General features: G+C 73.7%; 15 protein-coding genes and 2 tRNA genes. 9 read left to right on the top strand and 8 right to left on the bottom strand.

Annotated elements, in window-relative coordinates:
* Window positions 1-154 precede the first annotated feature (154 nt).
* From snpA to AB0D10_RS08265, 3 genes are all read left to right on the top strand, one after another.
* Window positions 155-778: a snapalysin gene (snpA, locus tag AB0D10_RS08275; protein ID WP_360253206.1), complete on the top strand. Its 624-nt coding sequence runs from the start codon at window positions 155-157 to the stop codon at window positions 776-778.
* A gap of 207 nt (window positions 779-985) precedes the next feature.
* A complete protein-coding gene (locus AB0D10_RS08270; RefSeq protein WP_360253204.1) occupies window positions 986-1645 on the top strand; it encodes a pentapeptide repeat-containing protein in 660 nt (219 codons plus the stop codon).
* A 198-nt stretch (window positions 1646-1843) separates the two neighbouring features.
* Complete coding sequence (locus AB0D10_RS08265) at window positions 1844-3910, top strand: phosphocholine-specific phospholipase C (protein WP_360253202.1); 2067 nt, start codon at window positions 1844-1846, stop codon at window positions 3908-3910.
* A gap of 66 nt (window positions 3911-3976) precedes the next feature.
* Here AB0D10_RS08265 and AB0D10_RS08260 read toward each other — a convergent pair whose 3' ends face one another.
* Together AB0D10_RS08260 and AB0D10_RS08255 are read right to left on the bottom strand one after the other, a co-directional pair.
* Window positions 3977-4621: a dihydrofolate reductase family protein gene (locus AB0D10_RS08260; protein WP_360253200.1), complete on the bottom strand. Its 645-nt coding sequence runs from the start codon at window positions 4619-4621 to the stop codon at window positions 3977-3979.
* A 140-nt stretch (window positions 4622-4761) separates the two neighbouring features.
* Entirely contained in the window at window positions 4762-5568 is an 807-nt protein-coding gene (locus AB0D10_RS08255; protein ID WP_360253198.1) for a phosphoribosyl-dephospho-CoA transferase MdcG domain-containing protein, read from the bottom strand.
* 192 nt (window positions 5569-5760) lie between these two features.
* Between AB0D10_RS08255 and AB0D10_RS08250 the strand changes: the two genes are divergently transcribed.
* Complete coding sequence (locus tag AB0D10_RS08250; RefSeq protein ID WP_360253196.1) at window positions 5761-5991, top strand: hypothetical protein; 231 nt, start codon at window positions 5761-5763, stop codon at window positions 5989-5991.
* Between the two features lie 220 nt (window positions 5992-6211).
* On the opposite strand, the gene AB0D10_RS08245 is transcribed toward AB0D10_RS08250, so the two are convergent.
* Window positions 6212-9439 (bottom strand): S41 family peptidase, encoded by a 3228-nt coding sequence (locus AB0D10_RS08245; protein ID WP_360253194.1) that lies wholly within the window; start codon window positions 9437-9439, stop codon window positions 6212-6214.
* A 201-nt stretch (window positions 9440-9640) separates the two neighbouring features.
* On the opposite strand from AB0D10_RS08245, the gene AB0D10_RS08240 reads away from it, so the two are divergent.
* Both AB0D10_RS08240 and AB0D10_RS08235 read left to right on the top strand, forming a co-directional pair.
* Window positions 9641-11359: a glycosyl hydrolase family 18 protein gene (locus AB0D10_RS08240; protein ID WP_360253193.1), complete on the top strand. Its 1719-nt coding sequence runs from the start codon at window positions 9641-9643 to the stop codon at window positions 11357-11359.
* Window positions 11360-11434: 75 nt separating this feature from the next.
* Window positions 11435-12625, top strand: coding sequence for an MFS transporter (locus AB0D10_RS08235; RefSeq protein WP_360253192.1), 1191 nt, complete (start codon window positions 11435-11437; stop codon window positions 12623-12625).
* 131 nt (window positions 12626-12756) lie between these two features.
* On the opposite strand, the gene AB0D10_RS08230 is transcribed toward AB0D10_RS08235, so the two are convergent.
* A tRNA-Lys gene (locus AB0D10_RS08230) sits at window positions 12757-12830 on the bottom strand.
* Window positions 12831-12922: 92 nt separating this feature from the next.
* Window positions 12923-13831: an NADP-dependent oxidoreductase gene (locus tag AB0D10_RS08225; RefSeq protein WP_360253191.1), complete on the bottom strand. Its 909-nt coding sequence runs from the start codon at window positions 13829-13831 to the stop codon at window positions 12923-12925.
* Window positions 13832-14007: 176 nt separating this feature from the next.
* Between AB0D10_RS08225 and AB0D10_RS08220 the strand changes: the two genes are divergently transcribed.
* Complete coding sequence (locus AB0D10_RS08220) at window positions 14008-15597, top strand: Na+/H+ antiporter (protein WP_360253189.1); 1590 nt, start codon at window positions 14008-14010, stop codon at window positions 15595-15597.
* 188 nt (window positions 15598-15785) lie between these two features.
* Window positions 15786-17447: a glucose-6-phosphate isomerase gene (gene pgi, locus AB0D10_RS08215; protein ID WP_360253187.1), complete on the top strand. Its 1662-nt coding sequence runs from the start codon at window positions 15786-15788 to the stop codon at window positions 17445-17447.
* Between the two features lie 149 nt (window positions 17448-17596).
* On the opposite strand, the gene AB0D10_RS08210 is transcribed toward pgi, so the two are convergent.
* The 3 genes from AB0D10_RS08210 to AB0D10_RS08200 form a co-directional block, all read right to left on the bottom strand.
* A tRNA-Lys gene (locus tag AB0D10_RS08210) sits at window positions 17597-17670 on the bottom strand.
* A gap of 68 nt (window positions 17671-17738) precedes the next feature.
* Window positions 17739-18296 carry a bifunctional DNA primase/polymerase gene (locus AB0D10_RS08205; protein WP_360253185.1) on the bottom strand — a complete coding sequence of 186 codons (558 nt, stop codon included), beginning with the start codon at window positions 18294-18296 and terminating at the stop codon, window positions 17739-17741.
* A 136-nt stretch (window positions 18297-18432) separates the two neighbouring features.
* Window positions 18433-18789: a hypothetical protein gene (locus AB0D10_RS08200; RefSeq protein ID WP_360253183.1), complete on the bottom strand. Its 357-nt coding sequence runs from the start codon at window positions 18787-18789 to the stop codon at window positions 18433-18435.
* A 230-nt stretch (window positions 18790-19019) separates the two neighbouring features.
* Between AB0D10_RS08200 and AB0D10_RS08195 the strand changes: the two genes are divergently transcribed.
* Window positions 19020-19328 carry a hypothetical protein gene (locus AB0D10_RS08195; protein WP_360253181.1) on the top strand — a complete coding sequence of 103 codons (309 nt, stop codon included), beginning with the start codon at window positions 19020-19022 and terminating at the stop codon, window positions 19326-19328.
* Window positions 19329-19355 lie beyond the last annotated feature (27 nt).

Below are 19355 nucleotides of genomic sequence, written 5' to 3'. Positions count from 1 at the left end.
AAATCCCACGGGTATTGCACGGAGCTATCGCCGGTTGACATCATCCGCGCGCCCGCCGGGCTGCCCGAAGCTCTGGGACATCACCCGCTGACCAGGTGTCCCCCCGAGCCGGCCCCCAACCGGCCACGGCACCAGAGGAATCGGAGACCCCCACATGAAGCGATCCGTGCTGTCCGCCACCCTCGGCCTCGCCCTCGCGGCCGGCCTCGCCGTGCTGCCCGCCACGGCCGCCGCCGCGGCCCCGGCCGCCCCGGCCACGCAGGGCTACACCGCCTCGACGTACGCCGGCTCGGCCGCCGAGACCGCGGACAACCAGGCCTTCTTCCAGGCCGTGATGGCCTCCGCGAAGGCCAAGCAGGCCGCCAACCCCGGCCTGGCGACCGTCGTGGTCACCTACGACGCCAGCTCGGCCCCGACCTTCCGCAACCAGATATCCCAGGCCGCGCAGATCTGGAACGGCTCGGTCGCCAACGTGCAGCTGCGCTCCGGCTCGGCCGCCGACTTCCGCTACTACGAGGGCAACGACAGCCGTGGCTCCTACGCCAGCACCGACGGGCACGGGCGCGGCTACATCTTCCTCGACTACCAGCAGAACCGGCAGTACAACTCGGTGCGGGTGACCGCCCACGAGACCGGGCACGTGCTCGGCCTGCCGGACCACTACTCCGGCCCGTGCAGCGAGCTGATGTCGGGCGGCGGCCCCGGCACCTCCTGCACCAACCCCTACCCGAACGGCACCGAGCGCAGCCGCGTCAACTCCCTCTGGGCGCGCGGCTGACGGACCCGTCGGGCCCCGGGCCGGCCGCCCCGCGCGGCCGGCCCGGGGCTGCGCCGGTCCCGGTCGCCGTTCCGCGCGGGCCCGGTCGGCGCGGGCGTCCAGCGGCGCGGGGCGTCGCCACCGCGGGCGTCGTCGGTGCGGGGGCGTTGTCGGTGCCGCGTGCGAGCATGCGGGCAAGACCCGACCGCCCCGACCGCGAGGTGCCCCATGCCCCGTTCCGCCCCCGACCGGCTCGACGACCTGCCGTACGCCGAACTGCTGCGCCCGCACACCGGGCCGCTGCGCAGCGACGAGCGGTACGACACCGTCCACTTCGACGGTGGCGAGCACACGGACGAGTCGGGCGCCGGGGCGGCCTTCCTGGAGTGCGCCTTCACCGGTGTCGCGCTCAGCGGGGTCAAGCTGCGCCAGGCCCGGTTCAACGAGGTCTGGGTGCAGGCCGGCCGCTGGGTGGCCTGCGACCTCAGCGACTCCGAGTGGCAGGACAGCGCCTTCGTCGGCGGCGTGCTGGCCGGGGTCGCCGGGTACGGCTCGGCGCTGCGCCGGGTCGTGTTCCGCGGCTGCAAGCTGGAGGCGGTCAACCTGCGGTCGGCCGTACTGCGGGACGTCGTCTTCGAGGACTGCCTGCTGCGCGACGTGGACTTCGGCGAGGCCAAGCTGACCGGGGTGTCCTTCCCCGGCTCGACACTGGAGGAGGTCCGGCTGCGCGGTGCGACGCTGAGCAGGACGGACCTGCGCGGCGCAGTCCGGTTGGGGCTGGCCGACGGTCACCAGGGGCTGCGCGGCGCGGTCATCAGCTCCCCCCAGCTGCTGGAGCTCGCACCGCAGTTCGCCCAGGCGCTGGGGATCGAGGTCGAGGACCGCTGACCGGATCCCCCTCCGTCCCTCCCCGGCGTTTCCGTCCCGCGTTCAGCCCGGCGTCGCTCGGTGACCGCAGGACGAACAGTCCACCAAACCTGCTGCGCGCATCTGGTGGCCCGCTCCGCACCGGTGGAGACTTCTCCGCGATCGAGTGAGCCCCGACTTGTGTACACAACATCGCCAGCGAAGGGACGGGCCGGGCTGATGGCCGAGCTGAGTCGTAGGAAGTTCGTCACGCTGTCCGGGGCGGCCGCGGCCGGTCTCGCGGTGGCCGGCACCGGTGCCGCGGGCGCCGCCCCGGGCGCTCCCGCGGTGGCCTCCACCACCACGCTCCGGCAGACCGGCACCATCAACGACGTGCAGCACGTGGTGATCCTCATGCAGGAGAACCGCAGCTTCGACCACTACTTCGGGATGCTGCGCGGAGTGCGCGGCTTCGCCGACCGCAGCGCGATCCAGATCGCCGGCGGCTACAGCGTCTTCAACCAGCCCAACGGCCTGTTCAGCCGCCAGTACCCGTGGCAGTTCAGCCAGACCAAGCCGGCCGGCGGCGCCGACCCGGAGCGCCTCGCCCAGTGCAACGGCGACCTCAGCCACGGCTGGGGCGACCAGCACAGCGCGTGGAACAGCGGCAAGATGGACAACTGGGTCTCCGCCAAGGGCAACGTGCGCACGCTCGGCTTCCTCACCCGCCAGGACATCCCGTTCCACTACGCGCTGGCCGAGAACTGGACCATCTGCGACGCCTACCACTGCTCGGTGCTGAGCGCGACCGGCCCCAACCGCACCTACCACTGGTCCGGTCAGATCGACCCGTCCGGCGCCGCCGGCGGCCCGGCCTACGACGGCGGCGACGAGAAGGGCCTGCGCTGGCAGACCTTCGCCGAGGCCCTGGAGAACGCCGGGGTCAGCTGGAAGGTCTACCAGAACGCCGCCGACAACTACGGCGACAACGCCCTCGCCTACTTCAACCAGTTCTCCGGCGCTGCGGCGGGCAGCCCGCTGGCCGTCAAGGGCATGGGCTCGGTGCCCAAGGTCACCGGGAGGACCCCGGACGACATCGCCGCCGCGATCAAGGCCGACGTGCTGGCCGGCACCCTCCCGCAGGTCTCCTGGATCGTCCCCGACCAGGCCTCCTCCGAGCACCCGTACGCCACCCCGGCCGACGGCGCGCACTTCGTCCACATGGTGATCGACGCGCTCAACGCGGACCCGAACGTCTTCGACTCGTCCGTCCTGTTCATCAACTACGACGAGAACGACGGCTTCTTCGACCACGTGCCGCCGCCGGTCGCCCCGGCCGGCACTCCGGGCGAGTTCTACAACGGCACCAACATCGGCCTCGGCTTCCGCGTCCCGATGATCGCGGTCTCGCCCTGGACCCGCGGCGGCTGGGTCAACTCCGAGACCTTCGACCACACCTCGGTGCTGCGCTTCCTGGAGGTCTGGACGGCCGCCCTCGGCAGGCCCGCCACCAGCCCGAACATCAGCGACTGGCGCCGGCGCGTCTGCGGCGACCTCACCAGCGTGTTCGACTTCGCCAACCCGGTGTACGGCCTGCCGGCGCTGCCCGACACCTCGCAGACCATCGGCCTGTCCGCCTGCGGCCCGCTGCCCAACCCGGCCCCGGTGAACAACCAGCTGCCGCTGCAGGAGTCCGGCACCCGCCCGGCCCGCGCCCTGCCGTACCAGCCGAACGCCAACCTGGACCACCTGGAGTTCGGTTCGGGTGGGGTGATGAAGGTCTGGATCGCCATGGCCAACGGCGGCTCCAAGTCCTCGCACTTCGCCGCCTACGCCAACGCCTACCGCAGTGGTGGCCCCTGGCAGTACACCGTCGACCCGGGCGGCAGCACCAGCGACTTCTTCAACTGCGGCACCGGCTTCGGCGGCGGCCCGTACGACCTCGGCGTCGTCGGCCCCAACCGCTTCCTGCGCCGCTTCAAGGGCGACGCGACGAAGGCGGGCAAGAACGCCGCCGTCACCGCCTCGTACGCGGTGGAGGCCGGCACCGGCAAGCTGGCCCTCTGGTTCAAGCTGGCCAACAACGGCAGCACCCCGATGACCTTCACCATCGCCCCGAACAACTACCGGACCGACGGCCCCTGGACCTACCAGGTCCCGGCCGGCGGCAGCGTCAGCGACTACTTCAACGCGGTCGCCTACACCAACGGCTGGTACGACTTCACCGTCACGGTGGACGCCGACAGCAGCTGGTCGCAGCGGTTCACCGGCCACCTGGAGACCGGCACGCCCAGCGTCAGCGGCTGACGGTCGCCCCCACCGCGTGAGCCACGAGGGCCCCACCACCCGGCGGCGGGTAGTGGGGCCCCCGCGTCACTTGCGCCAGAAGAGGTGGTGCGTGACGCCGCTCGGGCTGGGCACGACCTCCCGGTGGAACCGGTCGAGCAACTCGTCGGGGGACTTCCAGAGCCGCAGCCCGGACCCGAGCTCCACCGGGGAGACCACCACGTGCAGGGTGTCGACGAGGTCGGCGTCGAGGAACTGCCGGATCGTGGTGACACCGCCGCCGAGTCGGACGTCCCTGCCCTGCGCCGCTGCCCGCGCCCGGTCCAGGACGGCGGCCGGGTCGCCGTCGACGAAGTGGAACGTGGTGTCGGAGAGCGTGATCGACGGACGCCCGTGGTGGGTCATGACGAGCACCGGAGTGCGGAACGGAGGCTCCGCGCCCCACCAGCCGCGCCACTCGTGGTCCTGCCAGGGTCCGCGCTGCGGCCCGAACTTGTTGCGGCCCATGATCTCGGCACCGATGTTGCGGGCGAAGTCCCGGGTGAAGTAGTCGTCGAGGCCCCGGCTGCCCCCGGGATCCGTCCGCATCGGCCAGCTCGCGGTGGCCCCGGCCCACGCGAACAGCCGCTCGGGGCCGTCGAGGCCGAACGGCCGCTCCAGGCTCTGGTGCTCACCGGCACCGATCCCGTCGGCCGAGACGTTGAAGTTCATCACTCTGAGCAGTTGGTCCACGGATTTCCTCGCCGGGTCTCGTCACGTCAGCGTGCGGCGGGGCGCCGCACGCGAGGACGTCGGAGCCGACCCGGCCGGATCGACATCGGCGGCGGGTCGTTTTTCTCCGGGACTGCGCGCGGGGGCCGGCGGGCGGGCCGTCAGGCGAACGGGCCCCGGGGGAACCAGGGGTCGTGGACCTCCCGGGGGCCGTACGGGGTCAGCAGGGTGAGGGTGTGCACCCCCGCCGCGTACTCGGCAAGCTGCACCGAGCCGTGCCGGGTCTCCAGTTCGGCCTGGACCGGGACCGGGAGCTTGGTGAGCGCCCGCCGCAACTGCAGCGCGTCGCGTCGGCTGACCGGCTGCGGCGAGCGCAGCACCAGCCGCAGCGGGCTGAGCGGCCCGGTCACCGGCACCCCGCTGCCCAGCTCGTACCCGAGGGCGCCGATCGGGCCCCAGGGCATCCGGTGGTCGGCCACCAGCCGACTGACCTCCGGCAGCAGGGCCAGCGCCGGGATCCCGGTGAGCCGTTCGGGGGCCAGCCGCCGGCGCCGCTCGGCCAGCTGCTCGGGCCGCAGCGTCCGGGCCACCGCCGCCCAGGGCGCCAGCGCGTCCAGCCGCTGCCCGGGGCGGGGGCCTCGCACGGTCACCGGGAACCAGAGTTCGGGCGCGGCCTCCGGGTCCCGGGTGCAGCGCTGCGGGTGCGGCAGGTCCGCCGGGCTGCCGACCACCGCCGGCGCCCGGCCGACCGTCACCCAGGGGTGCACCCGCAGCACGGCGCGCGCCCAGTCCGGCAGGTCGCCGCCCGCGAGCGGGCGCAGCGAACTGGGGCACTGCATCAGCAGCAGGTCGTGGGCGCCGGGCAGCCGCCCGTCCAGCGCGGCCAGCGGGCCGACCCGGCGGCGCGGTCCGTCGTGCGGGTCCTCGGTGGTGCGCCGGGCGTGGCTTGCGGGATGGACGACGGTCACAGCGGGCTCCAACGGTGGCGTCAGTTCGGCCGACGACTCCACCCTGCGCCCGCCGGGCACCGCCCGGCTACGGCCGTTGGGCGCGTCCACCAGGGACCAAGGGCTCAACCGGGCTCGAGGTGCGTCGGCCCGGTCACGGTGTGAGAGTGGGGGCAGCCCGGTATTCCGACATTCCCCTCCGGAGGAGGAGTCATGGGCATCTTCGACAGGTTGTTCCACCGGCCGCCGCACCACGAGGCCACCGGCGAGGACGCCGCCCAGCGGGCCGCGCTCGCCCACGACGAGGCCGTCGACGCGTTCGGTGACGACGTCGAGCGGAGCAGGGGCGCGCAGGAGCGGATGGACCAGGAGCGGCTCTCCCAGGAGGAGGCCGACCGGCGCGCCGCCGAGAACATGACGGCCGAGGGCGACCCCTGGGATTGACCCCTGGGGCCGAGGTCTGGGGCCGAGGTCTGGGGCCGAGGTCTGGGGCCGAGGTCTGGGGCCGAGGTCTGGGGCCGAGACCTGGGGCCGAGGTCTGGGGCCGAGACCTGGGGCTGAGGCCGCCCCGACCGGCGGGGCCGACACCGGCCCCGCCGGTCACCACTGCGCCGGTCACCGGTTCAGCCACCCCTGCCGGTAACTGCTCCCACAATGCCGCCGGTCACCGCGCCCGCGGTGGCAGCGGCGGGCGCCGCAGGTCCGGCCGGGGCGTGGACTCCGGCGGGGGTGCCGCGGCGGGCGCGTCCTCCAGCAGCTCCAGGGCGAGCTGGACGGCGGTGACCAGCTCGGGGTGGCGCCCCCGGGCCCAGTCGCCCGGGGTGCGCAGCACGTGTACGTCCGGTTCGACGCCCCGGTTCTCCACCGACCAGCCGAGGCCGCCGCCGAACCAGGAGGCGTTCTTCGGGACCGAGATCTGGGTGCCGTCACCGAGGGTGTGCCGCCCCGACATCCCGACCACCCCGCCCCACGTGCGGTTGCCGATCACCGGGCCGAGCCCGAGCAGCTTGATCGCCGCGATGATGACGTCGCCGTCCGAGCTGGTCGCCTCGTCCGCGAGGGCGACCAGCGGGCCGCGCAGCGCGTGCCGCGGCCAGCGGACCGGCTGGCGGTCCCGGGTGAAGTCCCAGGCCAGGACGTGCCGGGTGAGCTTCTCCAGCACCAGTTCGGAGACGTTGCCGCCGGCGTTTCCGCGGACGTCCAGGACCAGTGCGGGCTTGTCCAGTTCGCGTCGCAGGTCCCGGTTGAACTGCGCCCAGCCGGAGCCGCCGAGGTCCGGGATGTGCAGGTAACCGCACCGTCCGTCGCTGAACTCCCGGACGAGGGAACGGCGTCTGGTCACCCAGTCCTGGTAGCGGACGGGCCGTTCGTCGGTCAGCGGGGTGACCGTGATCCGCCGTACCGGGCCGTCCTCGCCGGTGCGCAGGGCCAGTTCCACGGTGGTGCCGCCGGTACCGGCGAGCAGCGGCAGCGGTCCGCGCACCGGGTCCACCGGCCGGCCCGCGATCGACAGCAGTTCGTCGCCCTCCCGGACGCCCTGGGCGGCCAGCGGGGCGCGGGCGCGCGGATCGGAGGACTCGCCGGGCAGCACCCGGCCGACCAGCCAGCGCCCCTCGGGGGAGCGGTGGGCGCTGGCGCCGAGCAGGCCGAGCGGCTGCTGGGCGAGCGAGGGCCCCTCGGCGCGCCGGGAGGTGGTGACGTAGGCGTGCGAGGTGCCCAGTTCGCCGAGGAGTTCGCGCAGCAGGTCGGCGAAGTCGTCGGGTGAGCAGACGCGTTCCAGCAGCGGTTCGTACTGGGCGACCAGGGCGGGCCAGTCCAGGCCGGACATCCGCTCGTCCCAGAACTGGTCGCGGACGATCCGGGCGGCCTCGTGGTAGGCCTGACGCCACTCGGCGTCCGGGTGCACGGTGTGGGTGATCCGGCGCAGGTCGACGCCGGTGCCGGCGGAGGGCGCGGAGACCGGGATCACCCGGAGCGTCCCGGCCGAGTAGACGACGACGGAGCCGCCGTCCCCGGAGACCGCGTAGCCGTCGAGCTTGTCCACCAGCGTGCTGCGGGTGCCCCGGGCGAGGTCGAAGTGCTCCAGTGAGGGGCGGCCCGAGGTGTCCTCCGGGCTGGCGAAGGTCTGCCCGAGGGTGCCGGAGATCGGCCAGCGCAGCCAGACCAGGCCGCCGCGCACCGCGTCGGTGGCCGAGTACTTGGAGGCGATCACCGGGAACTGCAGCAGCCGGTCGCCGATGCCCTCGGGTTCGACCCGGACGGTGCCGTCGCCGCCGCCGTCCCCGCGCGGGGCGCTGTCCTCGGCCTGCGCGGCGAACGGCGAGGGCGTGTCGGCGGTGAGCGGCACGAGGTACGGGCGGCAGCCGAGCGGGAAGGAGAGGTCGCCGGTGTGGACGTCGTGGACCGGGTCGAAGCCGCGCCAGGACAGGAAGGCCAGGTAGCGGCCGTCCCGGGTGAACACCGGCTGCTCGTCCTCGAACCGGCCGTCGGTGACCTCGGTGATCGGGGCGGGCGCCGCGGTGCGGGTGAGCCTGATCCGGCGCAGCGAGCGCCCGGCGACCGGCTGGGACCAGGCGATCCACCGCGAGTCGGGGGAGAACCGGGCGCTGGAGACCGGTCCGTACTCGGAGGAGGCCAGTTCGCGTACGGCGCCGTCGTCGGTGGCGACCAGCAGTAGCCGCCCGTCCGAGGAGGAGGCGGCGAGGCGGGTGCCGTCGGGGGAGACGGTGAGCTCCAGGACCCGGCCGAGCCGGCCGGCGGCGAGCACCCGGTGTCGGTGCCGGTCCCCGCCGCCGGAGCCCGGGGTCGCCTCGTGCCCGGGCAGCGGCATCACCTCGATCGCGTCGGCGCCCTCCGCATCGGTGATCCAGGCCGCCTCGCCGGTGTGCCCGAGCACGACCGGCAGCCGGGTCCGCACCCCGGGGGTGTCGGCCAGCGCGCGGGCCGGGCCGTCCTTGTGGGTGAGCCAGTACTGGCTGCCGCGCACGGTGATCACCCCGGCCCGGCCGGTCCGGTCGCAGGCGAGGTCCTTGACCTGGGACGCGGCGCCGACCTGGTAGGGGCGGCGGCCGGCCCGGGCGCCGCCGAGCGGGACGTCCAGCCGGTGCGGGGCGGGGGCGTCCAGGCCGTCCAGCAGCCACAGGTCGCCGGCGTGCTGGTAGACGATCCGGGTACCGTCGGTGGCGGCCTCGCGGGCGTAGTAGGTGGCGTGGTCGGTGTGCCGGCGTAGGTCGGTGCCGTCGGGGCGGCAGGAGTAGAGGTTGCCGATGCCCTCGTGGTCGGAGAGGAAGGCGACCCGTCCGCCGACCGGCATGGGGGAGGCGAGGTGCCCGGTGTGGTCGGGGAGGATCCGCTCGCCGTCCGCCCAGAGCCGGCCGACGGCGCCGCCCCGGTAGCGCTTCCAGGCGGCCGGTTCGTGCGGGGCGGCGCCAGTGAGCAGGACGGTCCGTTCGCGGCTCATCTGGGCGTCGCCGACCGGGCCCCAGGGCATCCGGCGGCCGGGGGAGCCGTCGGCGGGCAGGGCGTGCGCCCAGGTGTAGTGGCCGAAGGGCTCGTGGAAGGAGGTGACGGCGAGCACCTCGCCGTCCGGCAGCCAGCCACGCACCCGGGTGTCCTGGCTGCCCCAGAAGCTGAGCCGGCGGGCCTCGCCGCCGTCGACGGGGGCGGTCCACACCTCGGGGGTGAGGCTGAGCCAGCCGGTCCAGGCGAGGGTGGTGCCGTCGGGGGAGAAGCGGGGGTGGCTGACCCGGGTGCGGTCGCAGGTGACCCGCCAGGCCCGGCCGGTGACGGCGCCGGCGGTGTCCAGCGGGGCGATCCAGACGTCGTCCTCGGCGGTGAAGGTGAGCAGGCCGTGGTGCAGGTGGGGGTAGCGGAGGTAGCCGGGCGGGGTCACCCCTCCATCCTTCGACGGGGTGTCACACCCGGCAACCGGAGAAGGCCGGAACCGGTCTGGACCATTGACACCGTACGGCCGGATCCACTTCAGTGGTCTAGTCCAACTAGGGGTGCCAGGCCGGGCCGTTCCCCCCACTGGCGCGTGCTCCGGCGTGCCCTCGGACGTCCCCCACGACCGCGCCACCGCAGGAGCGCCCCCATGCGCAGATCCATGCCCCCACGCTCACCCGCCCGCCCCCGGGCCCGTCGCGCCGCGCTCGCCTCCGGCACCGCCTCCGCCGTCGCCGCGGCCACCCTGGCCGGCGTCACCCTGGGCCTGGCCCCCGCCGCCTCGGCCGGCGAGTTCCTGGTCAACGGAGGCTTCGAGTCCGGCTCGCTCGGCCCCTGGAGCTGCGGCGGCGGCACCGGCAGCGTCGTCACCGCCCCGGTGCACGGCGGCAGCCGCGCGCTCGCCGGCGCGGCCACGGCCGGCGACACCGCCCAGTGCGGCCAGACCGTCACCGTCGCCCCCGACACCACCTACACGCTCAGTGCGTACGTCAACGGCTCCTACGTCTACCTGGGCGTCGACGGCGGCGGCCCCAGCACCTGGACCCCCGGCACCGGCGGCTCGTACCAGAAGCTCAGCGTCAGCTTCACCACCGGCGCCACCCAGACCAGCGCCACCGTCTACACCCACGGCTGGTACGGCCAGGGCACCTACTACGCGGACGACGTCTCGCTGGACGGCCCGGGCGCGCCCAGCCCGACGCCGACGCCCACGCCGACGCAGACCCCCACCGGGACCGCCTCGCCGACCGCGACCCCGACCCCGACCGGCACACCGACCGGCACCCCCACCGCGACCCCGACCGGCACGCCCACGGGAACGCCCACCGGCACCCCGACCACCCCGCCCACCGGCAGCCACGCCCTGGTCGGCTACCTGCACGCCAGCTTCGCCAACGGTGCCGGCTACACCCGGATGGCCGACGTCCCGAACTCCTGGGACTTCATCGACCTGTCCTTCGGCGAGCCCACCTCCGTCACCTCCGGCGACATCCGCTTCAACCGCTGCCCGGCCACCGAGTGCCCGACCGTCGAGTCCGACGCCGACTTCAAGGCCGCGGTGGCGGCCAAGCGGGCCCAGGGCAAGAAGGTGCTGATCTCGATCGGCGGCCAGAACGGCCAGGTCCAGCTGACCACCGCCGCCGCCCGGGACACCTTCGTCAGCTCGGTCTCGGCGATCATCGACAGGTGGGGCCTGGACGGCCTGGACATCGACTTCGAGGGTCACTCGCTCTCCCTCGACACCGGCGACACCGACTTCAGGAACCCGACCACCCCGGTCGTCGTCAACCTGATCACCGCGCTGAAGACCCTCAAGGCCAAGTACGGCCCGGGCTTCGTGCTGACCATGGCACCGGAGACCTTCTTCGTCCAACTCGGCTACCAGTACTACGGATCCGGCCCCTGGGGCGGCCAGGACCCGCGGGCCGGGGCCTACCTGCCGGTCATCCACGCCCTGCGCGACGACCTCACCCTGCTGCACGTCCAGGACTACAACTCCGGCTCCGTCATGGGCCTGGACAACCAGTACCACTCGATGGGTGGCGCCGACTTCCACGTCGCGATGACCGACATGCTGCTCAAGGGCTTCCCGGTGGCGGGCAACGCGAACAACGTGTTCCCGGCGCTGCCGGCCTCCAAGGTCGCCATCGGCATGCCGGCCACCACAAACGCGGGCAACGGCTACGTCGCCCCGGCCGAAGTGGACAAGGCTCTGGACTGCCTCACCAGGCTCACCAACTGCGGGACGTACGTGCCGCGTTCGGGCGCCCAGCCGAACCTGCGCGGGCTGATGACCTGGTCGGTGAACTGGGACCGGTTCGGCGGCCAGGAGTTCTCCCGGAACTTCGACGGCTACTTCGGCCGCTGACCGACGCCAACGGGACCGTGCTCGGACCCGACGCGCTTGAACCTGACACCGGTGTGAGGTCCAAGCATGGTCCCCATGGCGACCACACGACTCCCGACCCCGGTACCCCGCAAGCCCTTCCCGCTCCCCTCCCTGCTTGCCCTGGCCACCGCCGTCTTCGTCACCGCGCTCACCGAGAACCTGCCCGCCGGGGTGCTACCCGGAATGGGCGAGTCCCTCGGCGTCAGCGAGTCGGCCGCCGGGCAGACCGTCACCGTCTACGCGATCGGCTCCGCCGCCACCGCGATCCCGCTCGCCGCGGCCACCGCCGGTTGGGGCCGCAAGCGACTGCTGCTCACCGCGATGGGCGGCTTCGCCGTGGCCAACACGGTGACCGCGGTGTCCGGCAGCTACCCGCTCACCCTCGCCGCCCGCTTCCTCGCGGGCGTCGCGGCCGGCCTCGCCTGGGCGCTGCTGGCCGGGTACGCCCGCCGGCTGGTGCCGGTCGAGCAGCAGGGCCGGGCGATGGCGGTCGCCATGGCGGGCGTGCCGGTGGCGCTGTCGCTCGGAGTGCCGGTCGGCACCTTCCTCGGCCGGATGTCCGCCTGGTGGGTGCCCTTCCTGGTCATGACGGCACTGGCGGTCGGCGTGGTCGGCTGGATCACGGCGCTGCTGCCCGAGGAGCCGGGCCGGCCCGACGGCGAGCGCGTGCCGGTCCGGCACGCGCTCGCCGTGCCCGGCGTGGTGCCGGTGCTCACGGTGACCGTGCTCTACGTGCTCGCCCACACCATCCTGTTCACCTACATCGCGCCCTTCCTCGACCGGGCCGGCCTCGGCGGCGCCACCGGCACCGTCCTGCTGGTCTTCGGCCTGGCCTCGATGGCGAGCATCTGGCTGACCGGCGCCCACATCCACCGCCGGCTGCGGCGGTTGACGATCGGCGGCGCACTGCTGGTCGCGGCGACGGCGGGCGTCCTCGCGCTGTGGTCGGACAGTGCGCCGCCGGTGTACGCGGCGGCGCTGCTCTGGGGCCTGGGCTGGGGCGGCGTCCCGACCCTGCTGCAGACCGCCCTCGGTGACGCGGGCGGCGAGCGGGCGGACGCCGCCCAGGCCGTGCTGGTGACCCTGTGGAACGTCGCGATGGCGGCCGGCGGGGTCGTCGGCGGACTCGTCCTGGACGGCCTCGGCACCGGCGCCCTGCCCTGGACGGTCCTCGCCCTGATGCTCCCCGTCCTCGCCGTGCTCGCCGCCGCCCGCCGCCACGCCTTCCCGCCGGCCCGGGGCTGAGGACGACCCCCTGGCGCAGCAGCAGGCAGTTCGACAGCGGTTCGGTCACCAGTCCGGGCGGGGGAGCGCACCGACCGCATGGGAAATGCCGGAAGGCCCCTCGCTCTCGCGAAGGGCCTTCCGGCTGTCTGTGCGCCGCCAGGGACTCGAACCCCGGACCCGCTGATTAAGAGTCAGCTGCTCTAACCAACTGAGCTAGCGGCGCCTGCTGACGTGGAGAACATTACCTGGTCAGCGGCCGAAACACACAATCGGCCCGGCGGGGGCCAGGGGCCCCGGGACGCCGTGCCCGGGGCCTCACATGGTCAGCACCACCTTGCCCCGGACGTGTCCGGTGCCGACCAGGCGATGGGCCTCCCCGGCCCGCTCCATCGGGAGGGCCTCGGCGATCTCCAGCCGCAGCCCGCCCGCCTCCCAGAGCCGGACCAGCTCGGTCAGCCGGGCGGCGGTGCGCTGCGTGCGCAGCAGCCGCACGCCCAGCCGTCCGGCGCCCTCGAAGTCGACGACGGTGCCGATCCGGTCCCGGTCGGCGACCAGCTCGACCGAGGCCTCCAGGGCGCCCCGGCCGGCGGCGTCGAAGGCGGCCGTCACCCCCTGTGGCGCCGCCACCCGGACCCGCTCGACCAGCCCCTCCCCGTACGCGACCGGGACCGCGCCCAGCTCGCGCAGGTACGCGTGGTTGCGCTCGCTCGCGGTGCCGACCACCGTGGCGCCCCGGGCCCGGGCGAGCTGGACGGCCACCGTGCCGACCCCGCCGGAGGCGCCGTGCACCAGCACGGTGTCGCCGGGGCCGACGCCGAGCAGGGTGAGCGCGGTGTGCGCGGTCTGGCCGGAGGCGGAGAGCGAGCCGGCCTGTTCCCAGGGCATCCCGGCGGGCTTGGCCACCAGCTGGGCGGCGTCCACCGTGACCAGTTCGGCGTGGCTGTCCAGCAGCCGGAAGCCCAGCACCTCGTCGCCGGCCCTCCAGCCGCCGCTGTCCGGCCCGACCCGGTCCACCACCCCGGCGAACTCGTTGCCGAGGACGAACGGCGGTTCGACCGTCAGTCCCGGCGGCCGGAACCCCTCCCGGATCGCCAGGTCGACCGGCTGCACCCCGGCCGCGTACACCCGCACCCGCACCTCGCCCGGGCCCGGCTGCGGATCGGGCACCTCGGTGACCCGCAGGACCTCCGGCCCGCCGGACCGCGTCACGGTGACCGCCTTCATGTCTGCTCCCACCCGTTCGACCGGCCGACGGCTCCCGTCGACCGGTACCGATCCTCGGCCCTGAAGTGCGCTTGAGGTCAAGGGGCCGTTCAGCGCGTCTTCACTGATGGGTGCATTGTCAGATTTATCCTGGGCGGCGCTCAGCCGTACGTCCGTCCGTCGAGAGGAATCTCCCCGTGGGCCAGCTGCCCCTGTTCTTCCTGGTGCTGCTCGCCTCCGTGGTCACCATGCCGCTCGGCCGCAGGACGGGCGTGCCGCAACCGGTCCTGATGACTCTGCTCGGCATCGTCATGGCGATCGTCCCTCAGATCCCGGACGTCACCATCGAGCCCGAGCTGATCCTCCCGCTGGTCCTGCCGCCGCTGATCTTCGCCGTCGCCCGGCGCTCCTCGGTGCGCTACTTCAAGGCCAACGCCCGCTCGATCCTGCTGCTGGCCATCGCCCTGGTGGTGGTCACCACCGTCGCGGTGGCCGGCACGGTGCACTGGCTGCTGCCCGCCCTGCCGCTCGCCGCCGCGATCGCGGTCGGCGCGCTGGTCTCCCCGCCCGACCCGGTCGCCGCCGTCGCGGTGGCCGGCAGCGTCGGCCTGCCCCGTCGGCTGGTGTCGATCCTGGAGAGCGAGGGCCTGTTCAACGACGTCACCGCGATCGTCATCTACTCGCTGGCCATCGAGGCCATGGTCAGTGGCGACTTCTCGGTCGGCGGCGCGGTGCTGCGCTTCGTCCTGTCCGCGGTGCTGGCCGTGGTCGTCGGCGTCGTCCTCGGCTGGGTCAACACCAAGCTCGCCGAACGCCTGGACGACCCGACCCAGCAGGTCGCGCTCAACCTGCTGGTGCCCTTCGCCGCCTACACCATCGCCGAGGAGATCCACGGCTCCGGCGTGCTCGCCGTCGTGGTCTGCGCGCTCTACCTCGCCGAGCGGGCCTCCGACGCCGACGCCGACGCCGTCGCCTACCGGCTGGTCGGCAACGCCTTCTGGGAGGTGGTCGAGATCCTGATCACCGGCGTCGCCTTCGGCCTGATCGGCCTGGAGCTGGCCACCGTGCTCAAGGAGGCCGGCCGCGGCTGGACCGGCTTCATCGGCGACGCCGCCGTGGTGATCGCCGTCGTGGTGGTGGTCCGGCTGCTCTGGCTGCTGCCGGCCGGCTGGGTGTCCCGGAAGCTGCGCAGCGGCGACGACGAGGACACCCCGTTCAGCTGGAAGGAGAGCGTGGTCCTCTGGTGGTCCGGCATGCGCGGCGTGGCCACCGTCGCGCTGGCGCTCGCCATCCCGCTCACCCTGCACTCCGGCGCGGACTTCCCCGAGCGCGGCCGACTGGTCTTCATCGCCTTCAGCGTGGTGCTCTTCACGCTCCTGGTACAGGGCCTGACCCTGCCCTGGGTGGCCAAGCGGCTCCGGCTGGACATCGACCAGGACAAGCACGAGCAGGCCGTCCGTCGGCTCTGGTGGCGGGCCGCCAAGGCCGGGCTCACGCGGCTCGGCGAGCTGGAGGAGCAGGACCGGCTGCCGGCCGAGGTCGCCGACCGCCTGCGGGACCGTCAGCACGACCGGCTGGCCCGGCTCTGCCCGGAGAACTACGCCGAGGAGGAGGCCGCCGAGGCCAAGCTGCGGCTGTCCCAGTGGCGGGCCGCCCGGGACGTCGAGCAGGAGATGATCGCCGCCTCCCGCCGCGAGATGCTCGTCGCCCGCAGCGAGCTCGGCGCCGACCCGGAACTGGTCGACCAGGTGCTGCGCGGGCTCGACCTGCGCTCGGAACGGAAGTGACGTCCTGTCCGCCGGTGGGCCGAATGTGCGCGACCGCCCCCGGGGTTGCATAGGCTGAACCCGGGCAGGCCGTCAACGGAGTCGGCGCACCACCAGTACCCGCACGACCTCGCACCGAGACCCTCACCCTCGGGGGCTCACGCCTGGCCCTGCCGGTTTCTGCACCCAGATGAATCGAGGACCCACCGATGTCGGAGACCCGCGCCGACTCCCGCACCCCGCTGGACCGCACCCCGCAGTGGGCCGCCCTGGCCAAGCACCGGACCGAACTGGGCGACACCCACCTGCGCGAGCTGTTCGCCGCCGACCCCGAGCGCGGCCGACGCCTCACCCTGCGGGTCGGCGACCTGCACGTGGACTACGCCAAGCACCTGGTGACCGACGAGACGCTGGAGCTGCTGCGCGCACTCGCCGCCGCCACCGGCGTCGCCGAGCTGCGGGACGCGATGTTCCGCGGCGAGAAGATCAACACCACCGAGCGCCGCGCGGTCCTGCACACCGCGCTGCGCGCCCCGCGCGGCGCCGTGGTCGAGGTCGACGGCGAGAACGTGGTGCCCGGCGTGCACGCCGTCCTCGACAAGATGGCCGCCTTCGCCGACAGGGTCCGCAGCGGCGCGTGGAAGGGCCACACCGGCAAGCCGATCCGGGCCGTCGTCAACATCGGCATCGGCGGCTCCGACCTCGGCCCCGCGATGGCCTACGAGGTGCTCCGCTCGTACACCGAGCGCGACCTCGTCGTCCGCTTCGTCTCCAACGTCGACGGCGCCGACCTGCACGAGGCGGTCCGCGACCTCGACCCGGCCGAGACGCTGTTCATCGTCGCCTCCAAGACCTTCACCACCATCGAGACCATCACCAACGCGGTCTCCGCCCGCGACTGGCTGCTCGACGGTCTGGGCGCCGGCACCGAGGCGGTCGCCAAGCACTTCGTCGCGCTGTCCACCAACGCCCGGGGCGTCCAGGACTTCGGCATCGACACCGCCAACATGTTCGAGTTCTGGGACTGGGTCGGCGGCCGCTACTCCTTCGACTCGGCCATCGGCCTCTCGCTGATGACCGCCATCGGCCCGGACGCCTTCCGCGAGATGCTGGACGGCTTCCACCTGGTCGACGAGCACTTCCGCACCGCCCCGGCGGAGGAGAACGTCCCGCTGCTCCTCGGCCTGCTGGGCGTCTGGTACGGCGCGTTCTTCGACGCCCAGGCGCACGCGGTGCTGCCGTACTCGCACTACCTGTCCAAGTTCACCGCCTACCTGCAGCAGCTGGACATGGAGTCCAACGGCAAGTCGGTGACCCGCGACGGCACCCCGGTGGACTGGCAGACCGGCCCGGTGGTCTGGGGCACCCCCGGCACCAACGGCCAGCACGCGTACTACCAGCTGCTGCACCAGGGCACCAAGGTGATCCCGGCCGACTTCATCGGCTTCGCGAAGCCGGTCGCCGACCTGCTCCCGGGCCTGGTCTCCCAGCACGACCTGCTGCTGGCGAACTTCTTCGCCCAGACCCAGGCGCTGGCCTTCGGCAAGACCCCGGAGGAGGTCGCGGCCGAGGGAGTGCCCGCCGAACTCGTCCCGCACAAGACCTTCAAGGGGAACCACCCGACCACCACCATCCTGGCCGGCGAGCTGACCCCGTCGGTGCTCGGCCAGCTGGTCGCCCTCTACGAGCACAAGGTGTTCGTCCAGGGCGCGATCTGGAACATCGACTCCTTCGACCAGTGGGGCGTCGAGCTGGGCAAGGTGCTCGCCAAGCGGATCGAGCCGGTGCTGCTCACCGGAGAGGGCGCCGAGCAGCTGGACAGCTCCACCGCCGAGCTGGTCGCCCGCTACCGCGAGCTGCGGGGCCGCTGAGCCCCGGCCGGGCCGTCCGCTCCGGCGGGCGGCCCGGCCGCGCTCCGCCCGCCGTTCGGAGCCGGCCCGCCGTTCGGACCCGGCCTGTCGTTCGGAGCCGGAAACGCCGGAAGGCCCTTCGCTCTCGCGAAGGGCCTTCCGGCTGTCTGTGCGCCGCCAGGGACTCGAACCCCGGACCCGCTGATTAAGAGTCAGCTGCTCTAACCAACTGAGCTAGCGGCGCCTGCTGACAGAGAAGACTCTAGCAGCGCCGCGCGGCCGAGCCAAAATCGAATACCGGTCGCCCCGCGTTCACCCTCCGGTCACGACGGCCGCCCCGGCGGGAACCGGCGCGCCGGGCTCCCGCGCCGCCCGCACGCAGGCCCACAGCACCACGGAGGCGCCGGGCAGCCAGGGCTCGCGGTCCTCCGGGGCGACGATCCACCGGCCGGCGCCCAGACCGGGGGAGTCCGGGCTGTTCAGCATCCGCTGCAGCGGCGGGACGGTCACCGTGTCGCCCTTGCCGTGGCACAGCAGCGGCGGCACGTCCCGGGCCCACTCCTCCCAGGCCAGCAGCCGGCGCAGCCGGGGCGCCGCACCCGGCTGGACGAACAGCAGGATCCGCCCCCGGTAGGCCGCGACCGGGCCGCAGCCCGGGCCGGAGGCCCACAGTTCGTCCAGCACCCGGCGGCCGAACAGGGCCGGCATGCTGATCACGTCGAAGGCGCGCCCGCAGGGCAGCACCGAGGGCGCCCACGGGCGGGTCTCCCAGAGGGCGCGCATGCTGCGCGGGTACTCGCTGGCGGAGGCGAGCCAGGCCTCCCCGGCCACGCTGACGTACTCCACCGACTGATGCGTCCAGATGTCCACGCACAGCAGCCTGCGCCGTGCGCGCTCGCGGCGCGGCGGAAAGGCCGGTTCGCCGGACAGGGCGGCGGGGAACGGCGTACCCTTCCCCGCCGCGCATATGCCAGTGGCCAGTGTTCGGGTACGACGCGTGCGGCGCTCAGTCCTCGTGGCGGCGCGGCTGGAGCAGGGTGCGCCCGTACTCGATCATCTTGGCGGCGTAGTCCGGGGTCCAGTCCGCCCGCAGGGCGACCTCGGTGTCCGACAGTGCGTCGAAGCGGCGCGGGTCGGCGAGCTGGGCGGCGGCGACCGCCTGGAAGTCCGTGGCCCGCTCGGCGGCGGCCCGGAAGGCCAGGGCCAGCTCGGTGGAGCGGCGCAGCAGCTCCGCCGGGTCGTCGATCGACTCCAGGTCGAAGAATCGTTCCGGCTCCGGGTCGGCCGACTGCGGCTCGAACAGCAGCTGCGCCGGACGCACGCGCCGGGTGGGCTCGGTCGACTCTGCAGGGGAGTCGGGCATGGACGGACACCTCCGGGGTCTCGGTGGGGCGGGCAGCTGCTCCGGGTTGCGCCGCCCGGGTCGTGGCCGTCGTCCATTGTCTCGCGGCGACGGCCGGTAACGGAACGGTGCGCGTGCGGGCGCTATTCCCCGGCGCGCGCCGGGGGTGTGCTGCGAGCGCCGCGCATCCGGATCGTGTGCGAATCGGTTGTCCCCGGTGCAACCAGTCACCCACACCCCAGGGAGATCCCATGCACGCGCGGATGATCCTGCCCGTCGGCGTCCTGCTGACCGCCGCCGCCCTCGGCGTGGCCGCGGCGGTACCGGCCGTCGCGGCCGAAACGGCCGTGGTGGTGCAGGGCGCGGTCAGCGCCCCGGGCAGCCCGTCGCAGGCCACCTGCCCGAGCGGCACCCACCTGACCGGCGGCGGCTACCAGCTGCCGGCCGGTACGCACGACACCGTCACCTACAACGGCCCGTCCCGGGACGCGACCAGTTGGTACGCGCAGGCCGACCACACGGCCGTCCAGGCCTTTGCGGTCTGCGAGACCGAGGACTGACCGGCACCCGGGCCGGTCGGTGCCGGG

The sequence above is a fragment of the Kitasatospora sp. NPDC048545 genome, assembly GCF_040651155.1.
Lineage (GTDB): Bacteria > Actinomycetota > Actinomycetes > Streptomycetales > Streptomycetaceae > Kitasatospora.
The sequence above is the reverse complement of the archived record's forward strand: the minus strand, read 5'-3'. Positions and strand labels throughout refer to the sequence as shown.